The 22961-nt window shown below is 74.8% G+C and carries 18 protein-coding genes; 16 read left to right on the plus strand and 2 right to left on the minus strand.

All coding sequences use genetic code 11. From position 1 onward, the window contains the following. The first annotated feature begins 114 nt into the window (after positions 1 to 114). The 11 genes from mraZ to murC (FMEAI12_RS12040) all read left to right on the plus strand — a co-directional run bounded on the left by mraZ (position 115) and on the right by murC (FMEAI12_RS12040) (position 15897). On the plus strand, positions 115 to 546 hold the full coding sequence (gene mraZ, locus FMEAI12_RS11990; RefSeq protein ID WP_026239192.1) for a division/cell wall cluster transcriptional repressor MraZ: 432 nt from the start codon (positions 115 to 117) through the stop codon (positions 544 to 546). 232 nt (positions 547 to 778) lie between these two features. After that, on the plus strand, positions 779 to 1780 hold the full coding sequence (rsmH, locus tag FMEAI12_RS11995) for a 16S rRNA (cytosine(1402)-N(4))-methyltransferase RsmH (protein ID WP_112106085.1): 1002 nt from the start codon (positions 779 to 781) through the stop codon (positions 1778 to 1780). Further along, positions 1777 to 3183 carry a hypothetical protein gene (locus FMEAI12_RS12000; protein ID WP_112106086.1) on the plus strand — a complete coding sequence of 469 codons (1407 nt, stop codon included), beginning with the start codon at positions 1777 to 1779 and terminating at the stop codon, positions 3181 to 3183. Before rsmH ends, FMEAI12_RS12000 begins: the two co-directional genes overlap by 4 nt. Next, positions 3180 to 5573 carry a penicillin-binding protein 2 gene (locus FMEAI12_RS12005; protein ID WP_112106087.1) on the plus strand — a complete coding sequence of 798 codons (2394 nt, stop codon included), beginning with the start codon at positions 3180 to 3182 and terminating at the stop codon, positions 5571 to 5573. The genes FMEAI12_RS12000 and FMEAI12_RS12005 overlap by 4 nt, the downstream gene beginning before the upstream one ends. 247 nt (positions 5574 to 5820) lie before the next feature. After that, positions 5821 to 7362, plus strand: coding sequence for a UDP-N-acetylmuramoyl-L-alanyl-D-glutamate--2,6-diaminopimelate ligase (locus tag FMEAI12_RS12010; protein ID WP_112106088.1), 1542 nt, complete (start codon positions 5821 to 5823; stop codon positions 7360 to 7362). Continuing rightward, positions 7359 to 8840 carry a UDP-N-acetylmuramoyl-tripeptide--D-alanyl-D-alanine ligase gene (gene murF, locus FMEAI12_RS12015; RefSeq protein WP_112106089.1) on the plus strand — a complete coding sequence of 494 codons (1482 nt, stop codon included), beginning with the start codon at positions 7359 to 7361 and terminating at the stop codon, positions 8838 to 8840. The genes FMEAI12_RS12010 and murF overlap by 4 nt, the downstream gene beginning before the upstream one ends. 7 nt (positions 8841 to 8847) lie before the next feature. Further along, on the plus strand, positions 8848 to 9915 hold the full coding sequence (mraY, locus tag FMEAI12_RS12020) for a phospho-N-acetylmuramoyl-pentapeptide-transferase (RefSeq protein ID WP_071063813.1): 1068 nt from the start codon (positions 8848 to 8850) through the stop codon (positions 9913 to 9915). Between the two features lie 2 nt (positions 9916 to 9917). Continuing rightward, complete coding sequence (murD, locus tag FMEAI12_RS12025; protein WP_112106090.1) at positions 9918 to 11498, plus strand: UDP-N-acetylmuramoyl-L-alanine--D-glutamate ligase; 1581 nt, start codon at positions 9918 to 9920, stop codon at positions 11496 to 11498. A gap of 56 nt (positions 11499 to 11554) precedes the next feature. After that, positions 11555 to 12994, plus strand: coding sequence for a putative lipid II flippase FtsW (gene ftsW / locus FMEAI12_RS12030; protein WP_112106091.1), 1440 nt, complete (start codon positions 11555 to 11557; stop codon positions 12992 to 12994). A 135-nt stretch (positions 12995 to 13129) separates the two neighbouring features. Then, positions 13130 to 14260 carry an undecaprenyldiphospho-muramoylpentapeptide beta-N-acetylglucosaminyltransferase gene (gene murG, locus FMEAI12_RS12035; protein ID WP_112106092.1) on the plus strand — a complete coding sequence of 377 codons (1131 nt, stop codon included), beginning with the start codon at positions 13130 to 13132 and terminating at the stop codon, positions 14258 to 14260. A 98-nt stretch (positions 14261 to 14358) separates the two neighbouring features. Then, positions 14359 to 15897, plus strand: a complete 1539-nt coding sequence (murC, locus tag FMEAI12_RS12040) for a UDP-N-acetylmuramate--L-alanine ligase (protein ID WP_112106093.1) — start codon at positions 14359 to 14361, stop codon at positions 15895 to 15897. A 115-nt stretch (positions 15898 to 16012) separates the two neighbouring features. Here murC (FMEAI12_RS12040) and FMEAI12_RS12045 read toward each other — a convergent pair whose 3' ends face one another. Continuing rightward, positions 16013 to 16603, minus strand: coding sequence for a nitroreductase/quinone reductase family protein (locus FMEAI12_RS12045; RefSeq protein ID WP_112106094.1), 591 nt, complete (start codon positions 16601 to 16603; stop codon positions 16013 to 16015). A gap of 113 nt (positions 16604 to 16716) precedes the next feature. Beyond that, positions 16717 to 18366, minus strand: coding sequence for a UDP-N-acetylmuramate--L-alanine ligase (murC, locus tag FMEAI12_RS12050; protein WP_112106095.1), 1650 nt, complete (start codon positions 18364 to 18366; stop codon positions 16717 to 16719). A 306-nt stretch (positions 18367 to 18672) separates the two neighbouring features. On the opposite strand from murC (FMEAI12_RS12050), the gene ftsZ reads away from it, so the two are divergent. From ftsZ to FMEAI12_RS12075, 5 genes are all read left to right on the plus strand, one after another. Continuing rightward, complete coding sequence (gene ftsZ, locus FMEAI12_RS12055; protein WP_071063798.1) at positions 18673 to 20301, plus strand: cell division protein FtsZ; 1629 nt, start codon at positions 18673 to 18675, stop codon at positions 20299 to 20301. A 6-nt stretch (positions 20302 to 20307) separates the two neighbouring features. Further along, positions 20308 to 20982 (plus strand): peptidoglycan editing factor PgeF, encoded by a 675-nt coding sequence (gene pgeF / locus FMEAI12_RS12060; protein ID WP_083391030.1) that lies wholly within the window; start codon positions 20308 to 20310, stop codon positions 20980 to 20982. Further along, positions 20979 to 21938: a YggS family pyridoxal phosphate enzyme gene (locus tag FMEAI12_RS12065; RefSeq protein WP_112106096.1), complete on the plus strand. Its 960-nt coding sequence runs from the start codon at positions 20979 to 20981 to the stop codon at positions 21936 to 21938. The genes pgeF and FMEAI12_RS12065 overlap by 4 nt, the downstream gene beginning before the upstream one ends. Positions 21939 to 21948: 10 nt before the next feature. Further along, positions 21949 to 22506: a cell division protein SepF gene (locus FMEAI12_RS12070; protein ID WP_071063794.1), complete on the plus strand. Its 558-nt coding sequence runs from the start codon at positions 21949 to 21951 to the stop codon at positions 22504 to 22506. A 106-nt stretch (positions 22507 to 22612) separates the two neighbouring features. Beyond that, positions 22613 to 22867 carry a YggT family protein gene (locus tag FMEAI12_RS12075; RefSeq protein ID WP_020462564.1) on the plus strand — a complete coding sequence of 85 codons (255 nt, stop codon included), beginning with the start codon at positions 22613 to 22615 and terminating at the stop codon, positions 22865 to 22867. Positions 22868 to 22961: the final 94 nt, after the last annotated feature.

Here is a 22961-nt window from a genome sequence, read left to right on the forward strand (position 1 = left end):
GGGGTAGAGTGGCGCGCAGTGGGGGTGGGGAGCTCGCGGGTAGCCGCCGGCTGGTGAACCAGTCGTCGTCTGATGGTCACGGCGCGTCTCTCCGGGCCTGGCGGGGAGGCTCCGGTGTTTCTCGGCAGCCACACGCCGCGGCTGGACGACAAGGGGCGGCTGACTCTGCCTGCGAAGTTCCGCGAAGAGCTGGAGGGGGGGCTAGTGATCACGAAGGGGCAGGAACGTTGTCTCTACGTGTTCCCCTTGGCGGAGTTCACCCGCATCAGTGAGTCCCTCCGTACCGCTCCGGTCACCGCGAAGGCGCTTCGCGACTACAGCCGCGTCTTCTTCTCGTCGGCCTCCGACGACGTCCCCGACCGCCAGGGGCGGATCACCATTCCGCCGCCGCTGCGGGCGTACGCGGGGCTGGTCCGCGAGTGCGTGGTCAACGGCGCCAACACCCGGGTCGAGATCTGGGACTCCCAGCGTTGGGACACCTACCTCGCCGACCAGGAGGAGACCTTCGCCGAGCTGTCGGAGGAGGTCCTGCCCGGAGTCATCTGAGTCGTCGAAGGCGTCGCGTCACCATCCGGTCGTCTGTCGAGGTCTCCCCCCGCTCCCACCGGACACCACTTCCCCGGCGTCCGGCGGATCGAGCGGGGCGGGACCTGGGTGTACGACTCTTCCGGCCGTTCCCTTCCCGATGGCCGCCGGGGACGGCGTACCCGCCAACGCACCGGCGTGCCCGCCCGCATATCCGAAACACCAGATCCGACAAGCGGCCGAGGGGTTGGCAGTGGACGTCACGCACACGCCGGTGCTGACCGAGCGCGTGATCAAGCTGCTTGACCCCGCGCTGCGCCGTCCCGGTGCGGTCGTCGTCGACGCCACTGTCGGGCTGGGCGGTCACTCGCACGCGCTGCTCGAGGCCTTCCCGCAGGTCCGCCTCATCGGTCTCGACCGGGACACCACCGCCCTCGAGCACAGCCGGCGCCGCCTCACCGGCCTGGGTGACCGCGTCGGCCTGAGTGACCGCGTCGACCTCGAGCACGCCGTCTACGACCAGCTGCCGGACGTCCTCGAGCGGCTCGGTGTGCCGTCGGTGGACGGTGTCCTGTTCGATCTCGGCGTCTCGTCCATGCAGCTCGACCTCGACGAGCGCGGCTTCGCCTACTCCCGGGACGCCCCGCTGGACATGCGGATGGACCAGGAGCGCGGCCCCACCGCGGCCGACGTCCTCAACAACTACGACGTCGACGCGCTGACCCGGGTGCTGCGGGAGTACGGCGAGGAGCGGTTCGCGCGCCGCATCGCCCGGGCGGTGGTGACCCAGCGCCAGGCCGCGCCGTTCACCACCTCCGCGCGGCTGGTGGACCTGGTCCGCGACTCCATCCCCGCGGCGGCGCGCCGCACCGGAGGCAACCCGGCCAAGCGCACCTTCCAGGCGCTGCGCATCGAGGTGAACTCCGAGCTCGAGGTGCTCGAGCGCGCGGTGCCCGCCGCCTTCGACGCGCTGGCCGTGGCGGGCCGCCTGGTCGTCCTCTCCTATCACTCCCTGGAGGACCGGCTGGTGAAACGGGTGCTGACGCCGCGCTCGGTGCCCTCCGTCCCGCCGGACATGCCGGTCATCCCGGATGACGCCCGGCCGACGTTACGGTGGCTGACCCGCGGCGCGGAGCCGGCTTCCGACACGGAGATCGAACAGAACGCGCGCGCCGGGTCGGTCCGGCTGCGCGCGGCGGAACGCACGGCGGCCGAACCGGGCCGCGCGCACAACCAGACCGGAGGTGTCCGATGACCGCTCCCGCGAACCCGCTGCCCCGCGGTCGCGCCCGTCCGGGTCATCACACGTCCGGCTCCGAGTACCACGCGACAGACCACGACGTGGCCGCCTACCCGGGCGCCGCGCACGACGCCGCGCACGACGGCACCGCGTACGCCTATGACGTGGCCGCGTTCGAGAGCACCGGCTACGACGACACGCCCTACGAGAACGCGCCCTACGACAGCGCTCCCTACGCGGACGCGCCCCACGAGGACGCGCCGTACGGCGCGTCCGGCTACGGCGACCCCGTCTACGACGACTCCGCATACGGCGGCGTCAATTACGGCGATACGGCCCCCGGCGAGCCGGCGGCCGGCGACCACACGCTCGGCGAGCCTGTGGCCGGCGAGCCCGCGTTCGGCGATTCCACGGCCGGTGACCTCGCGGATGCCGGGTCGCCCGTCGGGGAGCCCGCGTACGCCGACGAAGCCGGACGCCGCGCCGACCCGTCCGACGAGGTGGCCGTGCCCGGCCGCGCCCGTCGCCGGCCGGTCGCCGCCGGCGTGGGCGCGGTAGGCGCCGGAGCGCCCGCCCGCTCGTCCAGCGCGGCCCGTTCGTCCAGCGCCACGCGCACGACCGCCACGCGCACGACCGGCGCGCGCACGACCGCGGGGCACACCGTCCCGGCCCGGCCCGGCAGCGCGCGCTCGGGCACGGGACGGACAGCCACCGGACGATCGGGAACGGGCCGGTCCGGTGCGGGACGTCGGCCGTCCGCGATGGCGGTCGGCGCGACCACGGTTCCCCTGCTCGACTCACCACTGCGGCGGGGAGCGCGGCCGGGGCTGTCGGTGCTGCGGGTGCCGGCGCGGTCCACGGCGCCGCGCGGGCCGTTCGTGGTGCTGCTGCTCGTGCTGATGGGGGCGGGACTGCTGTCGCTGCTCCTGCTCAACACGGCGCTGATGGAGAACTCCTTCCACGCCGACGAGCTCGAGCGGCAGTCCACCGAGCTGACCCGGCAGGAGCAGCAGCTGTCGCTCAAGCTCGACGAGCAGTCCGACCCGGGGCAGCTCGCCGCCCGCGCGAACCAGCTCGGGATGGTGCCCGGCGGCGTTCCCGAGTACCTGCCGGCCAACGCGCCGCTGCCGCCCGGGGCGCGCGTCCTGACCCGGGACGCGGGCAGCGGCATGCTGCTCGTCGTGGTCCCGGGCCCGTCGGCGGCTCCGGCCGGCGCCGCCGCGGCGACGGACTCCGCGGCCACCCAGTCCGGCGCCTCGGCTCAGTCGGGCGCCTCCGGCGCGGGTGGCACGTCCACCCAGCCCGCGGCTGGCGGCGAGGCGGCGGCTGGCGGCGAGGCGGCCGGGTCCGCCGCCGATACGCAGGCCCGTACCGGGACCGACACCGGGACCGACGGAGAGGCGGGAGCCGGTCAGTGAGCCAGACGACCCGCGGTCCGTCCTCCGGCCGCGGTCGGAACCGACTCCGTCTCGTCACGAACCCGCAGCCGGGGAGCCCGGACGCGCGGTCCGCGCGCCACGACGGTGACGACCTGCTCGATCCGTCCGTGCGCCGGTTCTCCGGCCGTGACCCGGACGGCGGCCGCGGCCGGGTGACCCCACCCCCCCGCGGCGGCGACCGACGCCGCGACGACCGCGACGACCGCGACGACCGCGACGAGCTTGACGAACAGACCTGGGACGACGACGCCGCCGAAGCCACGGAACGGGCGGCGCGCCGGCCCCGCCCCGCCGCGGCCGGACGGGAGCGCCGGGCGGCGACGGCCCGGGCGGGTCGGTCGTCCCCACGGGTGTCTCCGCTGCGCAGCGCGGCCGCCGGCTCGGCGACGCCACGTGAGCAGCTCCGCCGGGACCAGGCCGCCCGCGCCACATCCGCCCGTACGACCTCCGCCCGCGGAGCGGCCGGCCGGCGTAACCCGACCCGGGGGGCGGCCAGCCGGACGACGTCCGGGCGGATCCCCCCCGTCCGGCGCCCGCATCCCTCGAGCGGTGGGGCGGGCCGCAACCGGGCCACCTCGATCCGCCGCGGCCTCGGGGGCACGCCGCCGCGGCCGTCGCGGCCGTTCGTCCTCGCCAGCCCCCGCCGCCGGGTCCGGGTGTCGGTGGTACTGATGATCGCCGTCCTGGTCGTGATCGCCGGCCGGCTCGCGCAGCTGCAGGGCTTCGCCTCGTCCAACTACGCGGAGCAGGCCGAGCAGCAGCGGCTGCGCAAGTCCGTCCTGCCCGCCGACCGTGGCATGATCACAGACCGGCACGGCGACGCGCTGGCGCAGGACGTCGAGCGCCGGGCCGTGTACGCGGACCCGTGGCTGATGAACGAGGCCCAGGTCGTCGACGCGGCGCGCAAGCTGGCCCCGCTGCTCGGCGAGTCCGAGAACACGCTGCGCAAGAGCATGACGTCCAACGATCCCCAGGTGCGGTTCGTGTACCTGGGCCGTCGCCTCGACCGGGCGGTCGGGGACGAGGTGGACAAGCTGGGCCTGCGCGGCATCGGCGTCCTTCCCGAGCGGGGGCGCTGGTACCCGTCGCTGACCCTGGGCGCCAACTTCGTCGGCTTCACCAAGCTCGGCGAGAACGACGCGATCGTGGGCGCCGGCGGCCTGGAGCTGGCCTACGACAGCGTGCTGCGCGGGACGGACGGGCGCCGCCAGATCGAGGCCGACCCGTCCGGGCGGGAGATCCCCTCGGCGCAGAGCGTGGAGAAGGACCCGGTCAGCGGCTCCACACTGCGCCTCACCATCGACAACTACATCCAGTGGGACGCCCAGAGCGCGATCGCCGAGGCGGTGCGGACCTCGGAGGCGGACGGCGGCACGATCGTCGTGATGAACCCGAAGACGGGTGACCTGCTCGCGATGGCCGACGCGCCCCAGTTCGACCCGAACAACATCACCTCCCGGGACATCGACGCGATCGGAAACCGCTCGACCGGCCAGGCCTTCGAGCCCGGCAGCGTCAACAAGGTCATCACCATGGCCGCGGCACTGGACCGGAACCTGATCGAGACGACGACCCCGATCACCGTGCCGCCGTCCATCGAGCGGGGCGGGGTGACGATCACGGACTCGGAGCCGCACGGCACCGAGCACCTCACCGCGGCCGGCGTGCTCGCCCGGTCCAGCAACATCGGGACGGTGCTCGTCGCCGAGCGGGTCGGCAACGACAACCTCGAGCAGATGATGCGCGCGTTCGGGCTCGGCAAGGCGACCGAGGTCGACTTCCCCGGCGAGGCCGCCGGCATCCTGCCGCCGGCCGCGGACTGGTCGGGCAGTCAGGCCGCGACCATCGCCTACGGCCAGGGCACCTCGGCCACGGCCCTGCAGATGGCGTCGGTCTACGCGACCGTGGCGAACGGCGGCATGCGGGTCGCGCCGCGGCTGGTGGACGCGATCACCGGCCCGGACGGGGTCACACGGCCCACCCCGCGGGCGCCCGAGCGCCGGGTGGTCTCCCCGGAGACCGCCTCCACGCTCACCCGCATGCTCGAGGCCGTCGCGACGACGCAGGGCACCGCCCCCGCGGCCGAGGTCGCCGGGTACCGGGTCGCCGGCAAGACGGGCACGGCGAAGCGGTACGACCCGGTCAACGGCGGCTACGACGGCTACGTCTCGACGTTCATCGGCTTCGCCCCGGCCGACGACCCCCAGGTCGTCGTGGAGGTCGTGCTCGACCACCCGCGCAAGGGCTTCTACGGCGGCGAGGTCGCCGCGCCGGTGTTCAAACGGGTGATGAGCTTCGCCCTCACCACGCTGGGCGTGCCGCCGCCGGGGACCAGGCCCGAACCGCTGGTGCTCGACCTCGACCGCTGAGAACGGGCGAGAGCACCGAGGACGAGCAGGAGCACCGCGGACGGGGAAGGCACCGCGGACCGGGGAGAGCGTCGTGGACGGGCGAGCGCGGGACGTCGCGCGCCCGTCCACGACGGGGGCCGGGGGCCGGGAGTCGCCGCCGGTTTGGCCCAGGCTGTCCCGACACCTGCGCGTCGGCCCGGTGGACCACCGCCGTCCACGGCGCCCGTGCGGATCCCCCGCCTGCCCGCCCACTAAGGTCGTCCCCGTGACCACCCCGGCACTACGTCCGGCAGCGCCGTCACCGCGGTCGCTCACCGCTCTGCCCGACGTCCTCAGATCCATCACCGTCGCGCCCGGTCCGTCGGGCGGGGCGGCCCTCGCCGGTGTCGTCCTCACCGGCGTCACCCACGACTCGCGCGCGGTGCTGCCGGGCGACCTCTACGCGGCGCTGCCCGGCGCGCACGTGCACGGCGCCGACTTCGCCGCCGGTGCCGTCGCCGCCGGTGCCGTCGCCGTCCTCACCGACCCGGTGGGCGCCGCGACGCTGTCCGGCCGGCTCGCGGTGCCCGTGCTCGTCACCGACGACCCGCGCCGCGACCTGGCGCCGGCCGCCGCCTGGATCTACGGCGACCCGTCGAGCGCGCTGACCCTGCTCGGGGTCACCGGCACGAACGGCAAGACCACCACCGCCTTCCTCCTGGACGCCGGCCTGCGCGCCGCCGGGTACACCACGGGCCTGCTCGGCACGGTGCAGACCCGGGTCGCCGGAACGGTGGTGCCCTCGGTGCGCACGACGCCCGAGTCCGGCGACCTGCAGGCGCTGCTCGCGACGATGGTGGAGCGGGGCGTCGGGGCGGCGTCGATGGAGGTGTCGAGCCACGCGCTGGCCCAGCACCGGGTGGACGCGCTGCGCTTCGCCGGCGCCGCCTTCACCAACCTCAGCCAGGACCACCTCGACTTCCACCCGACGATGGAGGACTACTTCGCGGCGAAGGCGGCACTGTTCGAGCCCGCCCGCAGCGCGGCCGCCGTGGTCTGCGTCGACGACGACTGGGGCCGCCGGCTCGCGGCGCTGCGCCCGGACGCGCGCACCTACTCGGTGACCGGCCGCCCGGCCGACTGGTGGCCGGAGGACGTCGTCGCCGGCCCGGCCGGCAGCGTGTTCCGCGCGCTGGGCCCGGACGGCGCGAAGGCGGACCTCTCGCTCGCCCTGCCGGGCCGGTTCAACGTCGCCAACGCGCTGGGCGCCCTCGCGCTGCTGGCCGCCGTCGGTGTCCCGCTGGAGGCGGCGGCCGAGGGCATCTCGTCGCTGCCGGGGGTCCCGGGCCGGATGGAGCGGATCGACGCCGGCCAGCCGTTCCTCGCCCTCGTGGACTACGCCCACACCCCCGACGCGGTCGAGACGCTGCTCGCCGCCGTGCGCCCGATCGTGACCGGGCGGGTGGTCGTCGTCCTCGGCTGCGGTGGGGACCGCGACCGAGCCAAGCGGCCGCTGATGGGCGCGGCCGCGGCGCGGCTGGCCGACCTGGCCGTGTTCACCAGCGACAACCCCCGGTCCGAGGACCCGGCGCGCATCCTCGAGCAGATGCTGGCCGGCGCCCGCGGCGCCCCTGGAGCGGGCGAGATCGTCGTGGAGCCGGACCGGGCGAGCGCGATCGCGCTCGCGGTCGGCGCCGCCGGGCCCACCGACGCCGTGATCGTGGCCGGCAAGGGGCACGAGAGCGGGCAGGACGTCGCCGGTGTCGTCACGCCGTTCGACGACCGCGAGGTGCTGCGCTCCGCGCTGCTGGCGACGGCGAGCCGATGATCGCGCTGACTCTCGCCGAGGTGGCCGCCGCCACCGGTGGCCGGCTCACCGCCGGCGCGGACCGGTTGACCCCGGTCACGTCGGTGGTGATCGACTCCCGTCAGGTCGGCCCGGGCGCGCTGTTCGTCGCCCTGCCCGGTGAACGGGTGGACGGGCACGACTTCGCCGCCGGCGCGGTCGCGGCCGGCGCGGTGGCCGTCCTCGGCGCCCGGGAGACGGGCGTGCCCACCGTCGTCGCCGCCGACCCGGCGGCGGCGCTGGCCGCGCTCGCCGCGCACCTGCGGGACCTCGCCCCGGCGACCGTGGTCGGGGTGACCGGCTCGGCCGGTAAGACGACCACCAAGGACCTGCTGGCCGACCTGCTCGGCCGGCTCGGCCCGACGGTCGCCGCGGTGGGCTCGTTCAACAACGAGATCGGCCTGCCGCTGACCCTGCTGCGCACCGAGCCCGACACCGCGTTCGTGGTGCTGGAGATGGGCGCCCGCGGCATCGGGCACATCGCGACGCTGTGCGCGGTGGCCCGCCCGCACGTCGGGCTGGTGCTCAACGTCGGGTCGGCGCACGTGGGGGAGTACGCCGACGGGCGGAACGGCATCGCCGCGGCGAAGGGCGAGCTCGCAGAGGCGGCCACCGGCCTGGTCGTGCTGAACGCCGACGATCCGCTGGTGGCGGCGATGGCCGGCCGCGCCGGCGCCCAGGTGGTCACCTTCGGCCGCGTCGCGGCGGCGGACGTCCGCGCCGAGCGCGTCGAGGTGGGCGGCGACGGCCGGGCCGCGTTCGACCTGCTGGCCGGCGGGGAGCGCCACCGGCTGCGCCTCGGCCTCGTCGGCGCGCACCAGGTGGCCAACGCGCTGGCCGCCGCGGCGGTGGCGACATCACTCGGCCTCGCGCCGGCCGAGGCCGCGGCAGCGCTCGAGGAGGCCCGCCCGCGCAGCCGCTGGCGGATGGAGGTGACGACCACCGCGGACGGCGTGGTCGTGCTCAACGACTCCTACAACGCGAACCCCGAGTCGATGCGCGCGGCCCTGACCGCGCTGATGGACATGCGGGGAGCGGGGCGGGCGTGGGCGGTGCTGGGTCCGATGGGCGAGCTCGGCGCCGACGCGGAGGCCGCGCACGACACCCTGGGGCGGCTCGCCGCCGGGCTGGGCGTGTCACGGCTGGTGGCGGTCGGCGCCGGGGCGCGCCGGGTGCATCAGGCGGCGGAGCACGAGGGCGCCTGGGCCGGCGAGTCGACCTGGGTGCCCGGGGTGGACGAGGCGCTGGCGCTGCTGGCCGCGCAGGTCCGCCCGGGTGACGTGGTTCTGGTGAAGGCGAGCCGGTCGTTCGGGCTCGAGCGGGTGGCCACGGGGCTGACCGCGGATGGTGGGGCCGGCCCAGCGGGCCGGCGGGACGGCGCCGCCGGCGCCGCGATCGAGGGGATCGAGAACACGTGGAACACGGTGGGACACTCCGGCGAACCAGGCGTGCGCGGGTGACGCTCGCGTGAGAGGAGTTCTCTTCGCGGCACTGGTCGCGCTGGTCATCTCCCTGCTCGGCACCCCGTCGGTGATCCGCTTCTTCCGGCGGCAGGGCTACGGGCAGGAGATCCGTGAGGACGGGCCGTCGAGCCACCTGACCAAGCGCGGCACGCCCACCATGGGCGGCACCGTCATCATCCTCGCCACCCTCGCCGGGTACTTCGTCTCGCACCTGGTCACCGGCATCGGCTTCACCGCCTCGGGCCTGCTGGTCCTGATGGTGATGACGGGCCTGGGCCTGGTCGGCTTCCTGGACGACTACATCAAGATCCGCAAGCAGCGCAGCCTGGGGCTGACGGCCCGGACGAAGTTCGCCGGCCAGGCCGCGGTCGCGCTGGCGTTCGGGCTGCTGGCCGTCCGGTTCAAGAACGACAGCGGGCTGCTGCCGGGCTCGACGTTCATCTCGGTCGTGCGCGACACCGGGTTCTCGATCGGCCTGATCGGCTTCCCGCTGCTCGCCTGGATCATCATCGCCGCGACCTCGAACGCGGTGAACCTCACCGACGGCCTGGACGGCCTGGCCGCCGGCACGTCCGCGATGGTCTTCGGCGCCTACGTGGTGATCTCCTTCTGGCAGTTCGGCAACGTCTGCGAGGCCGGGGCGCTGACCGAGGGCTGCTACTACGTGCGCGACCCGCTCGACGTCGCGTTGGTCTCCGCCGCCGCGATGGGGGCCTGTTTCGGCTTCCTGTGGTGGAACGCCAGCCCGGCGAAGATCTTCATGGGGGACACCGGCTCGCTCGCGCTCGGCGGGGCGTTCGCCAGCATCGCGATCGTCAGCCGCACCGAGCTGCTGCTGTTCGTGCTGGGGGGCCTGTTCGTCATCGAGACGCTGTCGGTCATGATCCAGGTGGCGTTCTTCAAGGCGACGAAGAGACGGGTGTTCAACATGGCGCCCATCCACCATCACTTCGAACTCGCCGAATGGCCGGAGACGACGGTGATCATCCGGTTCTGGATCGTCTCCGGCCTGGCCGTAGCGTTCGGCCTGGGCCTGTTCTACGCCGAGTATCTTTCCCACGGGGGCGGTTGACCATGAGTACTTCCGCCACATCGGTGCCCGCGGGCGCGGCGCTCGCCGGCGCTCAGGTCACGGTCGTCGGAGTGGGCGTCTCCGGCGCCGCGGCGGCCGGTGCGCTGGCGGCCCGCGGCGCCCGGGTGGTCGTGGTGGACGCGGCCGACGGCCCGGGCCAGCGCGCCGCCGCCGAGCGGCTGCGGGCGGAGGGAATCGAGGTCCGGCTCGGCGGCCTGCCGGCCGAGGCCGGGGCGGCGTCGCTCGTCGTCACCTCGCCGGGTGTCCCACCGGACACGCCGCTGCTGCGGGCGGCGGAGGCCGCCGGGGTACCGGTGTGGGGCGAGGTGGAGCTCGCCTGGCGGTGGCGCGGGCTGTCCCGGTGGCTCGCGGTCACCGGCACGAACGGCAAGACCACCACGACCGAGATGCTCGGCGCGATGCTCGTCGCCGGGGGGCGGCGCGCCACCACAGCCGGCAACATCGGCACGCCCATCGTGGCGGCCGTCGAGACCCGGCCGCCCTACGACGCGCTCGCCGTCGAGCTGTCCAGCTTCCAGCTGCACTACACCTCCACCGTCGCCCCGCGCGCGGCGGTGATCCTCAACGTCGCGCCGGACCATCTCGACTGGCACGGCGGAGCCGACGCCTACGCGGCGGCGAAGGCGCGGATCTGGGCGGCCCCGCACACCGTCGCCGTCGGCAACGTGGACGACCCCGTGAGCCTGGAGTTGCTGTCGCGGGCGCCGGGCCGGCGGGTCACCTTCGGGCTGGACCCGAACGCCACCCCACGGCCCGACCTGACCGTCGTGAACGGGTACCTGGTCGACCGGGCCTTCTCCGGCGGGCGGCTGATCGCCGTGGCCGATCTCGGCGCGGCCGGCCGCTCACCCGGGCGGCGCCCGCCCGCCACCGGCATCACCGGCGGCGGGCCGGCCGGCGGCAGGGTCGGTGGCGCCGTGGCGGGTGGCACCCGGGCCGGCGCGGCCGGGACCGGCGACGGGCCGGGCCCGTTCGGCGGCGGCCAGTTCCGGGACGACCGCTTCCCCGGCTTCGCCACCGGCGCTGAGCTGGGATCGCACAACATCGCCAACGCGCTGGCCGCCGCCGCGCTGGCCCGCGCCGACGGGGTGGACCCGGCGGCCATCGGCGCGGCGCTCGCGTCGTTCCGGCCCGGCGCGCACCGCAACGTCACCGTCGGCCGGCGCGGCGGCGTCCGCTACGTCGACGACAGCAAGGCCACCAACCCGCATGCCGCCGCGGCGTCGCTGCGCGCCTACCCGTCGGTGGTGTGGATCGCGGGCGGTCTGAACAAGGGCCTTGAGTTCGACGATCTCGTTGTCTCGGCCCGTCACGGGCTGCGCGCGGTGGTCCTGATCGGCCAGTGCGCCGACGAGGTGGCCGCGGCTCTCGCCCGACACGCCCCCGATGTCCCCGTGGAACGGGCCGCGGGCATGGACGATGCGGTGGAGGCCGCCGCGAAGCTCGCGGCACCGGGCGACACCGTGCTGCTGGCGCCCGCGGCGGCGTCGATGGACATGTTCCGTGACTACGCGGAGCGCGGCGACCTGTTCGCCGCGGCCGTGCGAGCGCGGGGAGGCTGACCGCCGGCGCTCTCCCTCCCAGCGCGGCACCGGAGAGGGGGAGCGTGAATGAGCGCATGACGGGTGCGCGAACCACCAGAACGGGGACGGCCGTCGCCGGGTCGAGGCCCGCGGGGAGCACCGGCCCGGGCACGACCGGCGCGGGCGGGGCCGGCACGGCGGGCTCCGAGGCCGCCACCGACACGGGCGGCGCCGGCGGGCTGCGCCCCGGCACCGGCGGGCCGGAGGCCACCGGGGCCAGGCGGGGCTGGGTCGGCGACCCCCGCACGCCCGTCCTCGACCGCCCGCTGGCCTCGTACTACCTGCTGCTCTCCTCCGCCGGCCTGTTGCTGCTGCTCGGCCTGGTGATGGTGCTCTCGGCGTCCGCCCCGCGGTCCTTCCAGGACTTCGGCTCGGCCTACACGCTGTTCCTGCGGCAGGCGACCTGGGCCGGCATCGGCATCCCGCTGCTGCTGGTCGCGAGCCGCCTGCCGATCCGGGTCTTCCGGGCCGCCGCCTACCCGTTGCTGGGCGTGACCGTCCTGCTGCTGATGGCGGTGCTCGTCCCGGGGATCGGGCACGTCGAGAACGGTTCGCGGCAGTGGATCCCGATCGGCCCGTACACCCTGCAGCCGAGCGAGTTCGCCAAGATCGCCCTCGTGCTGTGGTGCTCGGACGTCCTCGTCCGCAAGCGCCGGCTGCTGGTCAACTGGAAGCACCTGATCATCCCGGTGGTGCCCGGCTTCCTGTTCGTCGACCTGCTGCTCATGCTCGAGCCCGACCTGGGCGGCTCGATCTGTGTCACCGTCGTCCCGCTGGCGGTGCTCTGGGTGATCGGCACCCCGCTGCGGATCTACGCCGGGCTGCTCGGCGGCATGGTCGCCGGCGCCAGTGTCCTGGCGATCAGCGCGCCGTACCGGCTGGAACGACTGATGTCCTTCCGGGATCCCTTCGCCGACCCGAACAACACCGGTTTCCAGGCCGTCCACGGCATCTACGCGCTGTCGTCCGGTGGTTGGTGGGGGGAGGGGCTGGGCGCCTCCCGGGAGAAGTGGCCGGATCTGCTGCCCGCCGTGCACACCGACTTCATCCTCGCGATCATCGGCGAGGAGCTCGGGCTGCTCGGGAGTCTGGTGACTGTCACGCTGTTCGGCGTGCTGGGCTACGCGGGCCTGCGGATCGCGCACCGCGCCGACGACCTGTTCATCCGGCTGGCCGCCACGGCGGTCACCGCCTGGATCATCGCGCAGGCCGTGGTGAACATGGGCGCGGTCGTGGGAATCCTGCCGATCACCGGGGTGACCCTGCCACTGGTGTCCTTCGGTGGATCGGCGCTGCTGCCGACGATGGGCGCGCTGGGCATGCTGCTGGCCTTCGCCCGCCGCGAGCCGGATGCCGTCGTCTACCTCGCGGCGCGCGCCGAGGCGCGCCGCGCAGGGCGTGCGGGGCGCGCTGGTCGGGGGTGGCTGCGCCGCCGCCGCGCCGCGCGGGCCGAGACTCCCGAGGCGGCGGTCTAGAACGGTCGAGCTCGGCCCCCCGGAACGGCGGTCCGAGCGGCCGCGCCGAGGCGTCCGTGTGGTCGGCCGATCCGCCCGCGTGTTCGGCCGACCATGTTGCGTGCGCGCCGCCGCGATGTGGAATCGTCAGGGCCGATGTTGCGAAGTGTGCTGCTCGCCGGCGGCGGAACTGCCGGCCATGTGGAACCGGCCCTCGCGGTCGCCGACGCGTTGCGCGCGGACGACCCCAGGATCCGGGTGACCCTGCTCGGTACCGAGACCGGGCTGGAGGCGAAACTCGTCCCGGCTCGCGGCTACGAGTTGGCGACCGTGCCGAAGGTACCGATGCCCCGGCGCCCCTCGCCGGCGCTGCTCACGGTGCCGAAACGGCTGGCCGCCGCCGTCGGCGCGGCGCGCGCCACGCTGCGCGAGGTGCGGGCGGACGTCGTGGTGGGCTTCGGCGGCTACGTCGCCGTGCCCGCCTACGTGGCCGCGCGCCGCCTGGGGGTGCCGATCGTCGTGCACGAGGCCAACCCGCTGCCCGGCCTCGCGAACCGGCTGGGGGCGCGGCTCACGCCGTTCGTGGCCACCTCCTACCCCAGCACCCCGCTGCGCGGGTCCACCCTCACCGGGATTCCGCTGCGCGCGGAGATCCTCACCCTGGACCGCTCGGCGCCGGCGGCGCGCGCGGCGCGGGCCCGCTACGGCCTGGACGCCCACCGCCCGACCCTGCTCGTCTTCGGGGGGTCGCAGGGCGCCCGCTCGCTGAACACCGCGATGGTCGGCGCCGCGCGGGAGCTGACCGGCTCGGGCGTGCAGGTGTTGCACGCCACCGGGCCGAAGAACTACGAGGAGGTCGCCGCCGCGCTGCCCGCCGGGCTGGCCGCGCCCTACCGGGCGGTGCCTTACCTGGACCACATCCCCTCCGCCTACGCGGCCGCCGACATGAGCCTGTGCCGCTCCGGCGCGATGACGTGCGCCGAGCTCGCGGCGGTCGGCCTGCCGGCGGTGTACGTACCGCTGCCGCACGGCAACGGCGAGCAGCGCCGCAACGCGCTGCCGACGGTGGAGGCCGGCGGCGGGCTGCTGGTGGACGACGCCGAGCTGAGCCCCGGCTGGCTGGCGGCCAACCTGCTCCCGGTGCTGACCTCGGCAGAGCGACTGGGGAAGATGTCCGCGGCCTGCGCCGGCACGGGCCACCCGGACGCCGCCCGCGCGATCGTCGCGATGATCCGGCTGGCCGAGCCGACCCGCAGGCGGGCCCGGCCGAGGCACGCGGCGAACTGAGCGACCGTGGCCAGCGCCTTCCCGCCCGCGCCGCGCCTGAGCCCGGCGCGCGTGGGTCCGACGCACGCCCGCGCGCGGCACTGCGGCAGGATGGCCACGTGACGGCGCGAGATCTCCCGGAGGGCTGGCGGCGGGTCCACCTCGTCGGCATCGGCGGGATCGCCATGAGCGGTCTGGCGCGGCTGCTGGTCGCGCGGGGCGCGACAGTCACCGGCAGCGACGCGGTCGAATCCCGGCGGCTGGCGTCGCTGCGCGCGCTCGGCATCCCGATCACGGTGGGCAACGGCCCGGACAGTTTCGACGCGTCACGGCTCGACGGGGTCGAGCTCGTCGTCGTCGCGCCCGCGGTGCCGACCGACGACCCGGAGCTCGCCGAGGCGCGCCGGCGCGAGCTGCGCGTGCTGCCCCGCTCCGCCGCGCTCGCCGGGCTGATGGCCGGGCACCGGGGCGTCGCGGTCGCGGGCTCGCACGGCAAGACCACGGTGGCGATGATGCTCACCGCCGCCCTGCAGGCCTGCGGTGAGGACCCGACATTCGCGGTCGGCGGCGATCCGGGCGAGGCCGGTTCGCACACCCACGCGGGCAGCTCCGAGCTGATGGTCGTCGAGGCGGACGAGGACGTCGGCGCGTTCTGGCAGCTCCAGCCGTACGGCGCGGTGCTGACCGGGGTGGCCGCCGAACATCTCGACCACTACCGGACGATGCCCGCGCTCGCCGCCTCGTTCGCGACGTTCCTGCGCCGGGTCGACCCGGGCGGCTTCCTGGTCGCCTGCGTGGACGACACGGCCGGCTGGGCGCTCGCCACGGCGGCGGCCGATCACGCCGACCGGTGGCGCCGGGCCGGCGGCCCGGACGGGCGCCCGGCGGACGCCGCCGCGCACAGCACCACAGGCGGGCAGGGCACCGCGGGCGCGGGCCGGCCGTGGCTGACGGGGTACGGGTTCGGGTCGTCGGCGGACGTCCGGCTCGTCGCCGAGGAGATCTCGATCGCGGGCACCAGCGCGGAGGTCGTCGTCCATGGCGTCCGGCTGGGCCGGCTGTCGCTGCGGGTCCCCGGCCGGCACCACCTCCTGGACGCCGCGGCGGCCCTGGCCGCCGGGATCGCCCTGGGTGCCCCACCGGCCGGCCTGCTGGCCGGGCTGGCCGAGTTCGCCGGGGTCCGCCGCCGCTTCCAGCCGCTCGGGTCGGCGGGCGGGGTGCGGGTGGTCGACGACTACGCCAACCACCCGGACCGGGTGGCCGCCGCGGTCGAGGCGGCGCGGGCGGCTGCCGGCGGCGGCCGGGTCGTCGTCGCGTTCCAGCCGCACCTGTACAGCCGCACGGCCCTGCTCGCCGACCGGTTCGGTGCCGCGCTGGGCTCGGCCGACGCGGTCGTGGTGATGGACGTCTACGGCGCCGGGGAGCAGCCCGAGCCGGGCGCGGGTGGTGCCCGGGTCGCCGCGGCCACCCGGGCCGGGGCGGCGCGGGCCGGGGCAGCGCGGGTCGTGTACGAGCCGTCGTGGTCGGCCGTCCCGGGCGTGCTGATGGATCTGGCGCGGCCGGGCGACCTGGTCATGACACTCGGCGCCGGCGACGTGACGCAGGTCGGCCCGGAGCTGCTGCGCCTGCTGGCCGAACGGTCGGCCCTGCCGGGCTGACCCAGGCCCCCAGCCCCGGTCTGATGATCCATCGCAGAAGTGTGGCGGCTGGGTGAGTCCATGGACTCACCCAGCCGCCACACTTCGTTTCGAAGCGCTGCCGGCCGGGGGCCGGTCAGCGCAGCGCGGCGAGGACGACGACCGGGATCTCGCGGGTCGTCTGTTCGTGATGGGTGCGCAGCCCCGGCATGCCGTCCACCAGCGCCGCGTACAGGCGCTCGCGCTCGGCCCCGACGGCGGTGGACGCCTCCGCGTCGAACCGGTCGGCGTCCAGCTCCACGGTGACCTTCGGGTGCGCCAGCAGGTTCCGGTACCACTGCGGGTGCGCCGCGGCGGCCATGTTCGTGGCGTAGACGACGAGGCGCCGGGTCGGGACGTCCCGCTCCGGGCCGTCCGGCCTGGCGTTCAGGCTGTCCGGCGTGGCGGGCGGGCCGGACGGCGTGGCGTGGGGGCCGTCCCGAGTGACGTTCGGAGCGTTCGGCGGGGCGTCGGGGGCGCCGTGCGCCGGGTGGCCGTCCACGACGTAGCCCAGCGGGGTGGTGTGCGGGCGTCCGGTGCGCTCGCCGACGGTTGTCAGCAGCAGGAGCCGGGAGCCGGACAGGGTCTTCTCCAGCCTGCCGCCGTTGGCCCGGTACTCGGCGATCACCGCCTGGTTGACCACCCTGAAGTCGAACCCGCGGCTGCGCGGGTCTCGAGTTTCGGTCATCGTCGGTCCTCACCCTTGCCGTCGGGGCACCCGCCGGGAGGGGGGAGTGTTCGTTCACCGGAGAATGTCACGCGGCGCAGTCAACCACCGACTCCGCGCACTGCCCCGCAGGGTCAGGCCGGCAGGCCCGTCGCGTCCTGGTCGCCCGCCCGGCTGCTCCCGGAAAATGCGTCGGTGCCGCCGGCGGCGAGCAGGTCCAGCAGGCGCGGGCCGAGCGTGGTGATCGTTCCGGCGCCGAGGGTGAGCAGCATGACGCCGTGCGTGCCGCCGGCCGCCGCGTCGCCGAGGTCCCCGCGGCCGCCGAGATCGGCGAGGTCGGCGAGGTCGGCGACGAGCCGGCCCGGCAGGTCGGGCCAGGCCACGTAGCCGGCGGCGGCCGGCCGCCTGATCCGCCCGGCGAGGTCGGACGCGTGCAGGCCCAGGTTGTCGGTCTCGCGCGCGGCGTACACGTCGGTCACGTAGACGCGGTCGGCGTCGCCGAAGGCCGTCGCGAAGTCGTCGAGCAGCGCGGCGAGGCGACTGAACGTGTGCGGCTGCGCGACCGCCCAGACCTGCCGGCCGGCGGCGCGGTCGCGGGCCGCGCGCAGGGTGGCGCGGATCTCGGTCGGGTGGTGCGCGTAGTCGTCGACGATCTCCACGCGGGTGCCGCCGGGCGCGCTCGCCCGGCCCACGACGTCGAAGCGTCGGGCCGCGCCCGCGTACGTCCCCAGCGTCCTCAGGGCGTCCGTGGGCGGCACCCCCAGCTCGGCGGCCGTGGCGAGGGCGGCGAGGGCGTCCAGGGCGATGTGGGGGCCGGGCAGCGCCAGGGTGAGCTCGCCGACCCGGTTCCCGTCGCGCAGCACGGTCGAGGTGGAGCCACCGCCGGGCAGTGGGACGTAGTCCACCGCCCGCCACGTCCGCCCGGGGGTGAAGCCGTAGTCGACCACCCGGGCCCGCGGCGCGTCGGCGCGCCGGTCGGGCTCGGCCCGCCGGTCGAGTTCGGCGAGCACCGCGGCGACGCCGGGATGGTCGCCGCAGACGACCAGCCGCCCGCCCGGGCGGACCCGGGCCGCGAAGTCGGCGAACACCGCGCGCACCGAGGCCTCGTCCGGGAAGAGGTCCGGATGCTCCCACTCGACGTTGGTGATCACCGCGAGCTCCGGGTCCAGCCCGGCGAACGCGCCGCCGTACTCGTCCGCCTCCAGGACGAACACGTCGCCCCGTCCGGTCACGGCGCTGCCGCCCAACTGGGCCACATCGGCACCGATGACCGCGGTCGGGTCGACGCCGCCGGCCGCGAGCACCAGGGTCAGCATCGCCGCGGTGGTGGTCTTGCCGTGTGAGCCGGCGACCGCCACGAGCCGGTAGGGCGCGGTCAGCTCCGGCAGCCAGTCCGAGCGCCGCCGGACGGGGATGCCGAGCTCGCGGGCGGCGATGATCTCCGGGTGGTCGTCACGCAGCGCGCTGGAGGCCACGACGACGTCCGCCGCGGACAGCTCGGCGGCCAGCGCCGCCGCGTCGGCGGCGGGACCGACCCGGACGGGGACCCCCAGCTCACGCAGCATGGCGACCCGCGGTGAGTACTCCTGGTCACTGCCGGAGACCTGGCCGCCGGCGGCCAGGTGGATCTGGGCGAGGGGTGACAGCCCGGCGCCGCCGATGCCGAGGAAGTGGACCCGCCGGGCCCGCTCGGGGCGGTCGCGGGGATCGGGGACGACGGGCGGCGGCGCGGCGGCCGGGCCTGCTGGGGCGGCCGGGGCGTCGTCGGAGTGCGGTCCGGTCACGCCACGCAGTACACACCACAGGGCAGGGGTTCGGCGGAGGTGCCCCGGGCGAGCCGGGACCGGTGTGACGAAGGGGACGCGAATCCCATCCGTGTGACGCGCCGCCAGCGTCCTTGACCACCGACGAAGCCGTGCCTACTGTCCGATCCACAGTCGGAAGTTGACATAACTGTAACCGTCTAGCTGACGGTGAAGGTTGAGGCTGCTCGGCTGCTTCCCCGCTCCAATCGGTCGTAAGACCGCGGGCTAACGGAGCCGGGGAGCCCCCCTGCTCGCCCACCGACGCCGCTGGAGGACCGACACCGCATGGCAGCCCCCCAGAACTATCTCGCGGTCATCAAGGTCGTCGGGATAGGCGGAGGCGGCGTAAACGCCGTCAACCGGATGATCGAAGTCGGGCTAAAGGGTGTCGAGTTCATCGCCATCAACACCGACGCCCAGGCGCTGTTGATGAGCGATGCCGACGTCAAGCTCGACGTCGGCCGTGAACTCACCCGTGGCCTGGGGGCCGGTGCCGACCCGGAGGTCGGCCGCCAGGCCGCCGAGGATCACCGCGAGGAGATCGAGGAGGTCCTCAAGGGGGCCGACATGGTCTTCGTGACCGCGGGTGAGGGCGGTGGCACCGGCACCGGTGGTGCTCCCGTCGTCGCCAACGTGGCCCGCTCGCTCGGCGCGCTGACGATCGGTGTGGTGACGCGCCCGTTCACCTTCGAGGGCCGCCGCCGCGCGACCCAGGCCGACACGGGCATCGACACCCTCCGCAATGAGGTTGACACCCTCATCGTCATCCCGAACGACCGCCTGCTCGCGATGACCGATCGCGACATCAGCGTCCTGGACGCCTTCCGCAGCGCAGACCAGGTGCTGCTCTCCGGTGTCCAGGGCATCACCGACCTCATCACCACCCCTGGTCTGATCAACCTCGACTTCGCCGACGTCAAGACGGTCATGTCGCACGCCGGCAGCGCCCTGATGGGCATCGGCCGGGCACGGGGTGACGACCGGGCCACGGTCGCCGCCGAGCAGGCCATCGCCTCCCCCCTGCTGGAGGCCAGCATGGACGGCGCACAGGGCGTCCTGCTGAACATCTCCGGTGGGTCCGACCTCGGTCTGTTCGAGATCAACGCCGCGGCCGAGCTGGTCGCCGACGCGGCCCATCCCGAGGCGAACATCATCTTCGGTGCGGTGATCGACGACGCCCTCGGCGACGAGGTGCGGGTCACCGTGATCGCCGCCGGGTTCGACACCGTGCAGGACCGACGGACCCGCACGCTCGCCACCCAGCGCCGACCACCGGGGCCGGGCGGCGCGGCCGGCGGCCCGCCGCAGCCGGGGGCCCCCGGCCAGCCGGCGGCCCAGCCGGGCTCGGGCGGCGCGCCGAACACCACGGCGCTGCCGCCGATCCCGAACGTGCCGGCGCCGCCACGGCCCGCGCCGGCCCACTCGACCTACCTGCCGCCGACGAGCCAGCAGGTCGGGCACTACGTGCCGGACCCGCTGCCCGACGACCGCGCCCCGAGCCAGGCCGGCGCGCCGGCGGTCGGGTCCGCCGGCGACCAGCGGCCCATGGGCGGGCCGCCCCGCCGGGAGCACCCGGACACGGTCGGGGAGGGCGGCTACGCCCGCTCCGCGCCGGCTGCCGGCGCCCCGGGTACCGGGCACCCTGCTCCCGGGCACGCTGCTCCGGCCCACGCCGCGCCGGCCCATGCCGCCGCGGCCCAGGGCATGCCCCGCGCCGGGCTCGGGCACGCCGGGGCCGCTCCCGGCGGGGCCCCGGGCGCGCCGGGAGCGGCCCCGGCCGGCGGGGCTCCGCCGCAGGCCGGCCGCGGCCCGGAGCCGGCTCGTCCCGGCCCGCGCCCGACCTACCCGCCGCGCCGCCCCGTCCGCCCGGTGGCCGACGACGACGAGCTGGACGTTCCGGATTTCCTCAAGTAGGCGGCGATGCCCGTCCTGGTGACCTCGCGTGACGGCGGCACGAGCATGCCGCCGTACGCGGGGCTCAACCTCGGTGACCACGTGGGTGATGATCCGGAGGCGGTCAGCGTGAACCGGCGGCTGCTCGCGTCCCGGGTCGGCCGGCCGGTCCAGTTCATGCGGCAGGTGCACGGGGCCCAGGTGAGCCTGGTGCGGGCACCCGGACCGCCGCCCGAGGCCGACGCCATGGTCACCGACGCCGCCGGCGTCGCGCTCGCGGTGCTGGTGGCCGACTGCGTGCCGGTGATGTTCGAGTCGCCGGCGGCGGTCGGCGTCGCGCACGCCGGCCGCCAGGGGATGGCGGCGGGCGTGCTGGCGGCCACCTTGAAGATCTTCGACGAGCTCGGCGTCGACCGCTCGTCGATCGACGTCACGCTGGGCCCGGCGATCTGCGGGCGGTGCTACGAGGTGCCCGCGGACATGCGCGCCGACGTCCAGCGGCGGGTTCCGGGCAGTGGGTCGGAGACCCGCGCGGGCACGCCCGCGCTGGATCTCCGGGCCGGGCTGCGCGCCCAGCTGGCGACGGCCGGCGTGGGCCGTGTTGTGCTGTCCGATCGTTGCAGCGCCGAGTCGGGGGATCTCTACTCGTACCGCCGCGACGGGCGGACCGGGCGGTTCGCCGGCCTCGCCTGGCTGCCATGAGCGGCCTCGAGCGCGAGGTGGACCCGCGCCGGCTGGCCGAGTTGCGCGAGCGGCTGACCGTCGTCCGTGACCGGATCACCGTGGCGGCCCGGGACGCCGGCCGCGACCCGGCGGAGCTGACCCTGATCGCCGTCAGCAAGACCCGACCCGCCGAGGACGTCCTCGCGCTGGTCGCGCTGGGTGTCCGCCACTTCGCCGAGAACCGCGAGCAGGAGGCCGGGCCGAAGACCGAGGCCGTCCGGCTGGCGCTGGCCGCCGCCGCGGCGGGCGGCTCGGATGAGCACACGATGTGGTCCGATGATGACCGTTTCCGGGAATCGAGTCCGTTGGCCGACACGTCGGGGGCATGGCGTCCATCACGTGTGGATCAGGGTCCGACCCTCGGGCCGGCCGCCGGGCCCGATGTGCCGGTCTGGCATTTCGTCGGCCAGCTCCAGCGCAACAAGGCCCGGGCTGTGGCGGGCTGGGTGCACTGCGTGCAGTCGGTGGACCGAGCGCGACTGGTCGAAGTCCTTTCCCGGGCGGCAACGGCACGTGGTCGTCAGATTTCAGTGTGCATACAGGTCAATCTGAACATTACGGAGCCCGTCGGTGCACCGGGTGCGCCCGCGGCGCGAAATGCCCTGTCTACCAGGGAAAGTGAGCCCACCGCCGGGGCTGTGGACGGTGCTCGCGGCGGGGCCCTGCCCGCGGACGTACCGGCGCTCGCCGAGCTCGTCGCGGGCTCCGAAGGGCTTGTTCTGACGGGTGTGATGGCTGTCGCGCCACGCGGAGCACCTGCCAGGCCGGCCTTCGCCCGACTCCGTGAGGTATCCGACCGACTTCGTTCCGAACATCCCGCGGCGACGCTAGTCAGTGCAGGGATGTCCGGTGATCTCGAGGATGCGGTCGCGGAGGGCGCGACACACCTTCGGATCGGCACCGCTTTGTTCGGTGAACGGCACGGTGTCCCTTAGAGTCGCGCCCATGGGGCTCGGTCGCAGGGCGATGGTCTACCTCGGGCTCGCCGAGGAGGACGAGGACTATCTCGACGACGACTATGACGACGGCGGTCACGACGCCGTCCGAGGCGCCGTCCGGGACGATCGGCGGGCCACGCTCGACCCGGTGCCGATTGACCGGTCGGTCCGCCGGATCGATGCACGTGAGGAGCCTGTCGCCATGCCGCGACGCCCACCGGTGGAGCATCTGCGACCCCCCGTGCCGACGCCGATGCGCCGCGTAGCGCCCGTCGAGGAGCCCCGGCCGTACCGGATCACGACGCTCCAGCCGCGTAGCTACAATGAGGCCCGTCAGATCGGTGAGGAGTTCCGGGACGGGACTCCCGTTATCATGAACCTCACCGAGATGGACGACGTCGACGCCAAGCGGCTGGTCGACTTCGCCGCAGGGCTGATCTTCGGGCTCCGTGGCGACATCGAGAAGGTGACCAACAAGGTCTTCCTGCTCTCGCCGCACAACGTCGAGGTCACCGAGACAGACAAGCGACGCATCCGCGAGGGTGGGTTCTACAACCAGTCGTAGTAACCAGTCGTAGCCAGGGCAAGATCATCCAGTAGGGTCGTCACCACTTCCCCTCGTCCTCCCGGGAGAGAGCACCATCAGCGCACTTGGAACTCTGCTCTTTTGGGTGCTGACGGCCTACCTGCTGCTCCTGATCGCTCGGTGGGTCATCGACCTGGTGCTCGCGCTGAGCGGCTCCTTCCGGCCGACCGGCCCCCTGGTCCTGCTCTTCGAGATCGTGTACACGGCGACTGACCCTCCGTTGCGATTGATTCGGCGGTTCATTCCGCCGTTGAGGGTAGGTAGCGTTGCGCTTGACCTCGGGTTCCTGCTTCTCTTCATAGTGATCGTCGTTTTGCAGAGCTATGCGCAGAGGCTGTGACTGAGGTCGTGTGCACACCGCGAGTGCGGGCAAGGCAGACTGCCCGCAGACCGCCCTCTCTTCGGGGAGCGGCGATGCCGCACGAGGAGGCAAC

This window comes from Parafrankia sp. Ea1.12, from assembly GCF_900465275.1.
GTDB lineage: Bacteria > Actinomycetota > Actinomycetes > Frankiales > Frankiaceae > Parafrankia > Parafrankia soli.

What these genes read in the sequence shown, in the direction of transcription:
- FMEAI12_RS12000 (WP_112106086.1), top strand. Translation starts at nt 1,777, where the DNA reads ATGACCGCTCCCGCGAACCCGCTGCCCCGCGGTCGCGCCCGTCCGGGT.
- murF (WP_112106089.1), top strand. Translation starts at nt 7,359, where the DNA reads ATGATCGCGCTGACTCTCGCCGAGGTGGCCGCCGCCACCGGTGGCCGG.
- murD (WP_112106090.1), top strand. Translation starts at nt 9,918, where the DNA reads ATGAGTACTTCCGCCACATCGGTGCCCGCGGGCGCGGCGCTCGCCGGC.
- ftsW (WP_112106091.1), top strand. Translation starts at nt 11,555, where the DNA reads ATGACGGGTGCGCGAACCACCAGAACGGGGACGGCCGTCGCCGGGTCG.
- murG (WP_112106092.1), top strand. Translation starts at nt 13,130, where the DNA reads ATGTTGCGAAGTGTGCTGCTCGCCGGCGGCGGAACTGCCGGCCATGTG.
- FMEAI12_RS12045 (WP_112106094.1), bottom strand. Translation starts at nt 16,603, where the DNA reads ATGACCGAAACTCGAGACCCGCGCAGCCGCGGGTTCGACTTCAGGGTG.
- ftsZ (WP_071063798.1), top strand. Translation starts at nt 18,673, where the DNA reads ATGGCAGCCCCCCAGAACTATCTCGCGGTCATCAAGGTCGTCGGGATA.
- pgeF (WP_083391030.1), top strand. Translation starts at nt 20,308, where the DNA reads ATGCCCGTCCTGGTGACCTCGCGTGACGGCGGCACGAGCATGCCGCCG.
- FMEAI12_RS12065 (WP_112106096.1), top strand. Translation starts at nt 20,979, where the DNA reads ATGAGCGGCCTCGAGCGCGAGGTGGACCCGCGCCGGCTGGCCGAGTTG.
- FMEAI12_RS12070 (WP_071063794.1), top strand. Translation starts at nt 21,949, where the DNA reads ATGGGGCTCGGTCGCAGGGCGATGGTCTACCTCGGGCTCGCCGAGGAG.